The organism is Selenomonas sp., from assembly GCF_052169755.1.
Taxonomy (GTDB): domain Bacteria; phylum Bacillota; class Negativicutes; order Selenomonadales; family Selenomonadaceae; genus Selenomonas.
Window position 1 is genome coordinate 1 of record NZ_JBQNBV010000086.1, and the last position, 8,936, is coordinate 8,936.

At 58.1% G+C, this 8,936-nt stretch carries 8 protein-coding genes; 1 reads left to right on the plus strand and 7 read right to left on the minus strand.

What is annotated here, in order from left to right:
- Positions 1-304 precede the first annotated feature (304 nt).
- The 7 genes from ACTTKG_RS07070 to pyk all read right to left on the minus strand — a co-directional run bounded on the left by ACTTKG_RS07070 (position 305) and on the right by pyk (position 7,168).
- Positions 305-733: a MarR family winged helix-turn-helix transcriptional regulator gene (locus ACTTKG_RS07070; protein ID WP_442673531.1), complete on the minus strand. Its 429-nt coding sequence runs from the start codon at positions 731-733 to the stop codon at positions 305-307.
- Positions 734-1,291: 558 nt separating this feature from the next.
- Positions 1,292-2,389, minus strand: coding sequence for an L-threonylcarbamoyladenylate synthase (locus ACTTKG_RS07075; protein WP_442673532.1), 1,098 nt, complete (start codon positions 2,387-2,389; stop codon positions 1,292-1,294).
- A 7-nt stretch (positions 2,390-2,396) separates the two neighbouring features.
- On the minus strand, positions 2,397-3,275 hold the full coding sequence (prmC, locus tag ACTTKG_RS07080) for a peptide chain release factor N(5)-glutamine methyltransferase (protein WP_442673533.1): 879 nt from the start codon (positions 3,273-3,275) through the stop codon (positions 2,397-2,399).
- Positions 3,275-4,342 (minus strand): peptide chain release factor 1, encoded by a 1,068-nt coding sequence (prfA, locus tag ACTTKG_RS07085; protein WP_442673534.1) that lies wholly within the window; start codon positions 4,340-4,342, stop codon positions 3,275-3,277. Before prfA ends, prmC begins: the two co-directional genes overlap by 1 nt.
- A 15-nt stretch (positions 4,343-4,357) precedes the next feature.
- Positions 4,358-5,302, minus strand: coding sequence for a DUF1385 domain-containing protein (locus tag ACTTKG_RS07090; RefSeq protein WP_442673538.1), 945 nt, complete (start codon positions 5,300-5,302; stop codon positions 4,358-4,360).
- Positions 5,303-5,372: 70 nt separating this feature from the next.
- Complete coding sequence (gene rpmE / locus ACTTKG_RS07095) at positions 5,373-5,573, minus strand: 50S ribosomal protein L31 (protein WP_442673535.1); 201 nt, start codon at positions 5,571-5,573, stop codon at positions 5,373-5,375.
- Between the two features lie 176 nt (positions 5,574-5,749).
- Positions 5,750-7,168 carry a pyruvate kinase gene (pyk, locus tag ACTTKG_RS07100; RefSeq protein ID WP_442673536.1) on the minus strand — a complete coding sequence of 473 codons (1,419 nt, stop codon included), beginning with the start codon at positions 7,166-7,168 and terminating at the stop codon, positions 5,750-5,752.
- Between the two features lie 227 nt (positions 7,169-7,395).
- Here pyk and gltX point away from each other — a divergent pair, with 227 nt between their 5' ends.
- Positions 7,396-8,856: a glutamate--tRNA ligase gene (gltX, locus tag ACTTKG_RS07105; protein WP_442673537.1), complete on the plus strand. Its 1,461-nt coding sequence runs from the start codon at positions 7,396-7,398 to the stop codon at positions 8,854-8,856.
- Positions 8,857-8,936 lie beyond the last annotated feature (80 nt).

Below are 8,936 nucleotides of genomic sequence, written 5' to 3' on the forward strand. Positions count from 1 at the left end.
CAGTCCGACGATCGCGCTCCTCCTCGGCATATTCTTCTTCCACGAGCCTTTCGGCACAGCCCAGCTCTCCGCCTGCGCCTGCATCTGGGCGGCGCTTTTGATCTTCACGCTCTCCGAGCGCACGCGGTGAGGGGTGTCTCACGCCGCCGCACACCCTATGATTTCTCGCATCCGCCCCGTATGCGTTCATCACGGAAGCTGCGGCTGGCGCAAAATCACACGAAAAAACGCTTTCCGACCTGCGTCTGAAAGGCACAGAAAAGCCCCGCGGGGCTTTATCCTTGCAAAACAAAACAGCGCGGCTCTACACGCCCTGCATCACAACATTCTCTACAGCATGGTCCAACAGATGCCCGAATTGACGGCATTCCTCCGGTGTGAACCCCGTCTCCACCATCTCCTGCCAAGCAGCCATTGTCTTTCTGAGTTCCTTCTTGATCCCCTGCGACTTTTTCGTCGTCGTCAACACATAGGCTCGCCGATCCGAGTCGCTGACCGTACGCTTCACATAACCTGCCTCAACAAGCCTTGCTACAGCACGCGCCGCCGTCGTCTTATCGATTTTCACCATGTGCGCCAAAGTTTCCTGATTGATGCCCTCGTGATCCAGAAGATACAGCAGGAACACATACTGCCCGTTGCCAAGACCGTACTTTTTCATCTCCTCGTTAAAATAGCTCTGACTGTAGCGATAAAGCAGAGCAATACTCGTTCCCATGTCACCTGGCCGCAAAACAGACCCTCCCCGTAGCAGGATATAATACCCATATCTGAAATTTCACTGCTGCGAATCACTATAAACTTGCCGAATACGTTTCGTGTTCTTCGCCGTGCATGAAAGAATCAATCAGGCTGCGCCATACAGGCTTTCCCCTTGATTTTCATGATAACAAGCACTTTTTTCCAGCACTTATTATACTACGCTTCCATAAGAAAATCTACCTTGCAGGATAAAGTTTTATAAACCTCTAAAATCTTATCATACTTTAGACTTATTACCTATGATAACCATAAATCTTTAGTCTTGGGCTTTTTGGGCAAATTCTTCCAGAGAGTCGGAAACAACCGATGCATCGTAGAGAACGAATGGATCCATGTCAATGCACTTCGTCACATCATGAGTCCCTGTGACATCCCACGCCGCTGTACCGTTCATAACCGTCAAAGCAGACGTAAAAAATGCACGATCCTTCAACCGCTCGAATATGCGGCGGCTTATGATTACTGTAATCCATCATGATACGAATACCAAAAACAAACGGCTTTCCGGCAGGATGTCATGCACCTCTGCTTAAAAAGAACGAATCCGATACCCCGCAGCCTTTTTCAGCCGATTCATAACAGCAAGCCCCAAACCGTTTTCGTCCAAGGCTTCGCCGAAGATGCAGGAAACGCTCGTTTCGTCAAAAGCACGCAAGGCTTCGTAGAGCCGCGCGGCGATGGCGTGCATGTCGTCTCTCGCACCGAGGCGCACGAGGAATCGTCCTTCAGCGTCATCTGCGAGCGCCGCTGCCGTTTCATCGGTCACGAGCAGACCGACCGCCTTGCCCGTTTCTTCGGCAAGTACGCGGCGAAAGGCGGCGGGAAGATCGGCGGGGGCTGCTGCGATCAGTGTCAGCGGCGCACACGGCGCATAGTGCGTGTACTTCATGCCAGGGGCGCGCGGTGCAGCGTCAAAGAGTGCATCGCCCGCCTCATCCACAGCCTCCGCACCTGACGCCCGCGCCGCGCGTTCCTGTGCAAGAAGCCCGGGGTCGAGCTGCACCGCGCCTGCGACTTCTTCGATCATCTCGCGCGTGATCGCACCGGGGCGCAGGATGACCGCAGCATCGCCCGTCACATCGACGATCGTGGACTCGACGCCGAAGCGGCAGGGACCGCCGTCAAGAATCAGCGGAATACGTCCCGCGAGGTCGGCAAGCACCGCCGCCGCCGTCGTCGGGCTTGGTCTGCCCGACGTGTTGGCGCTCGGCGCAGCTAGAGGAAAGCCTGCCGCTCGAATGAGGGCGCGGGCGACGTCGTTCTCCGGCAGACGCACGCCGACGGTTGCAAGACCGCCCGTGATGCTCGCGGGAACAGCGGCGCGGCGGCGCAGCACCAAGGTCAAAGGACCGGGGCAGAACGCCGCCAAGAGCCGCTCTGCCATCTCGGGCACCGCAAGCGCCACTTCATCGAGCATGGCGCGGTGCGCGATGTGCAGGATCAAAGGGTTATCCGAAGGGCGACCCTTCGCTTCATAGATTTTCGCACAGGCAGCGGCGTCAAAACCGTTTGCCCCGAGACCGTAGACCGTTTCCGTTGGAAAAGCGACGACGCCGCCCGCGCGAAGGATCGCCGCCGCCTCTTCCATCGCAGCCGCTGTCGGCGGCAAAACTCTTGTCGAAAGCACCGATATGCTACCTCCCCAACCACAGCACGACGACACGCTCGATTCCGGCAAGATCCGAGAGGATCTCGACCTCACCCCAAGGCGCTTTCGCCATCGCACGAATCTTCTGCGCCTGCCCGATGCCTGCCTCGACTGCAAGAAAGCCGCCCGCGCGCAAACAGCGCGGCGCATCCTTTAAGAGCCGCGCATAAAAATCCATGCCGTCCGCGCCTCCCTTGAGCGCAAGCAGCGGTTCATAGACGCGCACCTCAGGGGCAAGGCTCTCGACCTCGCCGTCCGGAATATAGGGCGGATTCGAGAGGATCGCATCAAACGCCCCGTCAGCAAGCGGCAGGAGCAAATCTCCCTCGATGAAACTCACACGAGCGGCAAGTGCAAGCCGCTCGGCGTTCTCACGCGCAACGGCAAGCGCTGTTGGCGATATATCGACGGCAGCAGCCGTCACATCGCCTGCGGCGTACCGCAGGACAGAGAGCGCAATCGCGCCCGTCCCCGTGCCGATGTCGGCGAAGCGAACGGCTCGGACGCCGCCCTCTGTCATGCGCCCGAGCCGTTCGACCGCCGCTTCCACAAGGATTTCCGTATCCGGGCGCGGGATCAAGGTCGCCCGCGACACTGCAAAATCAAGTCCCATGAACTCACGCCGCCCTACGATGTACGCGGTCGGCACGCGCCGCGCACGCTTTGCTACGCCCTCGCGAAATGCCGCAAGCTCCGCCTTTTCCAGCGGCTCATCGAAATGGACGTAGAGATAGATGCGCTCTTTTTTCAGCACATGCGAAAGCAGCACCTCGGCGTCAAGGCGCGGCGTTTCGACACCCTTCTCTCTAAAGTAGTTTTGCGTCCACTGCAAGATCGAGCCGATCGTCCAAGTTTCTTGTGCCATCACTGCGCCTTCTTGAGCTTTTCCGCCTGATCGGCGGTAATCAGCGCGTGCAGAAGCTCCTCCAAATCGCCGTCGAGCACCGCTTCGAGCTTGTGCAGCGTCAAGCCGATGCGATGATCCGTCACGCGCCCCTGCGGAAAGTTGTAGGTGCGGATGCGCTCGCTGCGGTCGCCCGAGCCGACTTGGCTCTTACGGTCGGCGGCGACCGTCGCCGCCTGCTCCTCTCTCGCCTTTTCCAAAATACGCGCACGCAGGACGCGCATCGCTTTTTCCTTATTTTTGAGCTGCGACTTCTCGTCCTGGCACTGTACGACGATTCCTGTCGGCAGATGCGTGATACGGATCGCCGTTTCCGTACGGTTGACATACTGCCCGCCCGCGCCCGAAGCACAGTAGGTGTCGATGCGAAGGTCAGCGGCAGCGATCTCGACCTCGACTTCTTCAGCTTCGGGCAAGACGGCGACCGTCACGGCAGACGTATGAATGCGCCCGCTTGACTCCGTAACGGGTACGCGCTGCACGCGATGCGTGCCGCTCTCATACTTCAAAAAGCTGTATGCGCCCGCACCGTCTACGGAGAAGGAGATCTCCTTGAAACCGCCGATCTCCGTCGCATTTCGCTCGATGACATCGACGCGCCAGCCGCGCCGCTCGGCATAGCGTGCGTACATGCGGAAAAGATCGCCGGCGAAAAGCGCCGCCTCCTCGCCGCCGACGCCGCCTCGAATCTCAACGATAACATTTTTCTCATCGTTCGGATCCTTCGGCAAGAGCAGGATTGGCAGCTCGCGCTCCAACGCATCCAGCCGAGGGCGCAGCTCCGCGATCTCATCCTCGGCGAGACGGCGCATATCCTCCTCGGGATTCTCGTCGAAGATCGCCTTGGCATCAGCCAGCCCTTCACACACACTTTTGTACTCGCGGTACTTCTCCACGATAGGCGCAAGCTGCGCGTGCTCACGGCTCAGACGCTGCCACTTCGGCATGTCGGCAAGCACCGCCGGATCGCTGATGAGCGACTCCAGTTCACGATATTTTTCCTCTACGGCATGGAGCTTATCCAGCACGTCGCATCTCCTTTCTCACTTGCCGCATCTCGCGGCAAAAGCCGCTGCCGGCTGTTCATATACCGCCGTCTCAGAAGCCGCTTCCCGCAGATAATCGCCGCTTCCCGCCGGAATCTTCTCCGGCGGCAGAGCCGCCTTGAGCGACTCGATCGCCACCTCAAGCATCGAAGCGTCCGGCTCGCGCGTCGTCAACCGCTGCAGCCAAAGTCCGGGCAGCGAGAGAATACGAACGAACACATTTTGACTCCTGCCCGCCAGACGAATCGCCTCGTAGGAAATGCCCGCGACAACGGGAAGAAGCACGATGCGGCTCGCGATGCGCAGCCAGAGATCGGGCCAGCCGAGAAACGCAAACACAAAGATGGAGACGAGCATGACGATCAAGAGGAACGACGTGCCGCAGCGCGGGTGAAACCGCTCGAACTTCTGCGCATTCTCCGTCGTCAGGGGAAGTCCCGCCTCGAAACAAAAGATCGTCTTGTGCTCGGCGCCGTGATACTGGAACACGCGCTGAATATCCTTCATGCGTGAAATGCCCCATATGTACGCCAAAAAGACGCCAAGCCGCAAGAAGCCTTCCGCAAGGTTCAAGAACACGGGATCGTCCGACCATGCATGGAAGAGCTTCGCCGCCCCTGTCGGCAGAGCGATAAAAAGCACGGCGGCAAGTACGAAAGCGACGGCAATCGTGCCCGCAAGCTCCTTATCCGAAAGCTGCTCTTCCTCCTCGCCTGCCATCTTTGCCGACCAAGACAGCGAACGTATGCCGATGACAAGCGATTCGACAAGCGCGACCGTGCCGCGCAAAAAAGGCTTTTTGAATATGGGGAAGCGGTCAGAAAACGACCGCACATCCTTCGCCTCGACGGAAATCGCACCGTCAGGCGTGCGCACCGCCGTCGCTGTGCGGCCCCGTCCACGCATCATCACGCCCTCGATGACCGCCTGACCGCCGACCATGAGTTTTTCTTCCAAAAAATTTCCCCCTTAAAAAAGAAGGAGCAGGGCATCTCTGCCCTGCCCCAGCATCTTACTGCTTGCCGTAGCGCTTGTTGAACTTTTCGATACGTCCGCCGGCAGCGACATCACGCTGGCGACCCGTGAAGAACGGGTGGCACTTCGAGCAGACGTCAACGCGCAGCTCCTTCTTCGTCGAGCCTGTCGTAAACGTGTTGCCGCAGCCGCACGTCACCTTCGCCTCGAAGAATTCCGGATGAAGCCCTTCCTTCATTCTAATACACCTCACTTTTCCCCAGAGGGGCAATACTTACAAGCGAACTATGCGCCCGCTTGGTCCGACCTTCCCCCATCGCTGGGTCAAAGCCTCTTTGTGAGCACGCGCCCACCGTCCCATCATTATAGCACAGCCGCGAACACGCTGCAAGCGCGAAATCGCAGACATCCGCATCAGATCGTATAGACGCGAATCGCGTTCGTGTTGCCCTCTTCCGATTTGATGCCCGACGTAATGATCGTCAGATCCCCGCGCTCGACACAGCCCTGCTCTACCGCCGAAGCCGTCGCATTCGCCAGCATCTCACCCTCATCCGGCCAGATGCCCGCCGCCTTGATGGGGTAAACGCCCCAGCGCAAATTCAGCTGGCGCATCGCCTTTTCGTCGGGCGTGTAGGCGACGATGAGCGATTTCGGGCGATAATGCGAGATGATGCGTGCCGTATAGCCGCTGACCGTCGGCGTGATGATCGCATCGGCGCCCAGTTCCATCGCCATCTGCACCGTCGCATGAGCGACCGCCCGCGTGCGCGACTTCAGATCCTCAAGCCCCGTCCCCTGATACATCTTCTTGTAATGCAGCGAAGACTCAGCGCGAAGCGCGATCGTCGCCATCGTCTCGACCGCTTCCGCCGGATAAGCGCCGCTCGCCGTCTCGCCCGACAGCATGATCGCATCCGTGCCGTCTAAGATCGCGTTCGCGACATCCGAAGCCTCCGCACGCGTCGGGCGCGGATTCGTCGTCATGGATTCGAGCATCTGCGTCGCAACGATGACAGGCTTGCCCGCCTTGTTGCACTTCGCAATGATCTCCTTTTGAATCAAAGGCACATCCTCTGCCGGAATCTCCACGCCGAGATCGCCGCGTGCGACCATGATGCCGTCCGAAACCTCAAGGATCGAGTCAAAATTCTTCACGCCTTCAAGATTTTCGATCTTCGGGTAGATCTCCATCCTGCCGCTATGCTCATCGAGCAGCTTGCGGATCTCCTTGACATCATCGGCACGCTGGATGAACGACGCCGCGATGAAGTCCATATCCTGCTCGATACCGAAGAGAATATCCTTCTTGTCCTGCTCCGAAATCGGCGGCAGACCCAAAGGAACGCCCGGCGCAGCAACACGCTTTCTCGTACTCATCTTGCCCGAGTTCAAAACGGTCGTCACGATGTCCTTGCCCTGAATCTTCTCGACCTTCAGCTCAACAAGCCCATCGGAAAGGAGCAGCTTGTCGCCGGGCTTGACCTCCGTATAAAGCTTCTTGTGATTGACCGAGCACTTCGTCACGTCGCCCGGCGCATCATCGTACGTCAGCACGAACGAATGCCCCGCCTCAAGCATAACCGAGCCATCCTTGAACTCACCGAGGCGCATCTCCGGTCCCTTCGTATCGAGCAAAAGCGACACGACCTTCCCCGTCTTCTTCGCCGCCTCGCGCACGCGGTTGATACGCTTCAAATGCTCCTCATGCGTACCATGAGAAAAGTTGAAGCGCGCGACATTCATACCGTTCTCAATAAGCTTTTCCACCATCCCCGGCGCATCCGTCGAAGGCCCCTGCGTGCAAATGATCTTCGTCTTTTTGTTCAACATACTTCGTCCTCCATCCCAAAAACTCACGAAACAGAAAGATTCTCCTTCCATCCCCACCATTTATTTTATTGTACTACGATTTCTTAGAAGCGGCAAGCCCGAAGGGCGCAGGCGATTCTTAGAAATCGTTGTCCAGCTCTACCGCCCGTATCTCTCGTTTGCACATCACACACATTACTGCTATACTACACATATTATCTACCGAAAAATTACTGGGAGGAATCATCTTGAGCAAGCACATACGCACGCGCTTCGCACCCAGCCCCACGGGCTACATGCACATCGGCAACCTGCGCACGGCGCTTTACGGCTATCTCTTCGCGAAGTCCCAAGGCGGCGACTTCATCCTGCGCATCGAGGACACCGACCAAGAGCGCTTCGTCGAAGGCGCACGCGAAGTCATCAACGAGAGCCTTGCCGCCGCGCACATCGTCGCCGACGAAAGCCCCGAAAAAGGCGGCGCTTTCGGACCCTATGTGCAGAGCGAGCGCAAGGCGATCTACAAAGAATACGCCGAAAAGCTCGTCGCCACAGGCCACGCCTATCGCTGCTTCTGCGCGGCGAAAGATCATGCACACGAATCAGAATCCGAAAAGTTCGGCGGCTACGACCGCCACTGCCGCGACCTCGCGCCCGAAGAAATCGAAAAGCAGCTCGCGGCGGGAACGCCCTACGTCATCCGCCAGAAAATGCCGCTTGTCGGCTCAACGACGTACCGCGATCTGATCCTCGGCAGCATCACAATCGAAAACAGCGAACTCGAAGACCAAATTCTCTTGAAAAGCGACGGTATGCCGACGTACAACTTCGCGAACGTCGTCGACGATCACCTCATGGAGATCACGCACGTCATCCGCGGCAACGAGTACATCACCTCGACGCCCAAGCATGTACTGCTCTACGAATTCTTCGGCTGGCAGCTGCCCGAATTCATCCACCTGCCGCCCGTCATGGGAAAGAGCGAGGACGGCACGGTGTCGAAGCTCTCCAAGCGCCACGGCGCAGCGAGCTTCGGTCAGCTGCTCGACGAAGGCTACCTCGCCGAAGCCGTCACGAACTACGTCGCGCTCCTCGGCTGGTCGCCCAAGGACACGAATCAGGAAATCTTCACGATGCAAGAGCTCATCGGCGCGTTCTCCCTCGACGGCATCAGCAAATCGCCCGCCATCTTCGACTACAAAAAACTCGACTGGATGAACGGCGAATACTTCAAGTCGATGGATCCCGCCGCCTTCGCCAAGCTCGCGCGTCCCTTCGCAGGCGATCTGCCGGCAGAACTCGCCGAGAAGTGGGACTACATCGCCGAAATCCTGCGCCCGCGCCTCAGCCGCTTGGGCGAAATCACACCGCAGATCCGCTTCCTCATCGAGATGCCCGACTACGACATCGACTGCTACACAAACAAGCGCAACAAAACCACACCGGAAAAAGCTCGTGCGCTTCTTCCCGAAACGCTGCCGATGCTCGAAAGCATAGAACCATGGACACCCGACGCCATCAACGCGGCACTCGACACCTTCGTAGAGGGACGCGGCGAAAAGAAAGGCGCCGTCATGTGGCCGCTGCGCATCGCCGTCTCAGGACAGAAAGTCACGCCGGGCGGCGTCACAGAAGCGCTCTTCATGCTCGGCAAAAAAAATTCTCTCGATCGCCTCAAAAAAAGTCTTGCCAAACTGCAAAATATGTAATATAATAGCTTTTGTTCAAAAGGCTCCTTCGTCAAGTGGTTAAGACACCGCCCTCTCACGGCGGGTTCATGGGTTCGAAT

Coding starts and splice junctions, on each gene's coding strand:
- pyk (WP_442673536.1), bottom strand. CDS start 7,168: ATGTTGAACAAAAAGACGAAGATCATTTGCACGCAGGGGCCTTCGACG.
- rpmE (WP_442673535.1), bottom strand. CDS start 5,573: ATGAAGGAAGGGCTTCATCCGGAATTCTTCGAGGCGAAGGTGACGTGC.
- prmC (WP_442673533.1), bottom strand. CDS start 3,275: ATGGCACAAGAAACTTGGACGATCGGCTCGATCTTGCAGTGGACGCAA.
- ACTTKG_RS07090 (WP_442673538.1), bottom strand. CDS start 5,302: ATGGTCGGCGGTCAGGCGGTCATCGAGGGCGTGATGATGCGTGGACGG.